Origin of the sequence: Mycobacterium sp. E2497, assembly GCF_001668695.1 — a bacterium.
GTDB lineage: Bacteria > Actinomycetota > Actinomycetes > Mycobacteriales > Mycobacteriaceae > Mycobacterium.
In genome coordinates, this window is the sequence record NZ_LZKD01000014.1 from 1 (window position 1) to 545 (window position 545).

Consider the following 545-nt stretch of genomic DNA (forward strand, 5'->3'; position numbering starts at 1 on the left):
GCGGTAGAGGCTCAGCCAGACCAGCACCAGGATGGCCAGCAACAAGAAGGCGACGACGCCGAACAGGCTGGGCGCCAGCAGGGCGTAGCCCAGCGCGGTGGAGCGAGGCTGTGTCCTCAGGGCGCCGCTGGCCATGGAGGTAATTAAAGCGGGCGGCGCCGGGGTTTGGCGTGAACGGCCGTTACGGTGGAGCCGTGACACCGAACCGGGGGATCGATGCCGACTTCCTCAACCTGCCGCGCTCACTGTTCAGCGTCGCCAGGGTGGTGGCGACCTGCACGGCGCGCCGCGCGGTCTCGGCGGCCACCGAGGGCGGCGCCAGCTACGCCGACCTGCGGGTTCACCGCATCGTGACCGAGATCATCCAGCTGCGCGACGGCGAACTGGAGACGGCGGTGGTCAATCGCGAGGTGGGGCTGGCGGTGCGGGTGATCGTCGACGGCACGTGGGGATTCGCCTCGCACGCGGAGCTGGCGCCCTCGGTGGCCGCCGAGACCGCGCGGCGCGCCGTGCAGGTCGCCACCACCCTGGCGACGCTGAACAGT

General features: G+C 71.0%; 1 protein-coding gene and 1 pseudogene. One reads left to right on the forward strand and one right to left on the reverse strand.

All coding sequences use genetic code 11. The features are described 5' to 3' along the window. Window positions 1-120, reverse strand: a pseudogene (locus tag A5713_RS28030) (sugar ABC transporter permease); the annotation flags it as partial. A gap of 74 nt (window positions 121-194) precedes the next feature. On the opposite strand from A5713_RS28030, the gene A5713_RS00900 reads away from it, so the two are divergent. Beyond that, window positions 195-545, forward strand: a 351-nt coding sequence (locus A5713_RS00900; protein ID WP_304442504.1) for a PmbA/TldA family metallopeptidase, incomplete at its 3' end; no start/stop codon positions are given.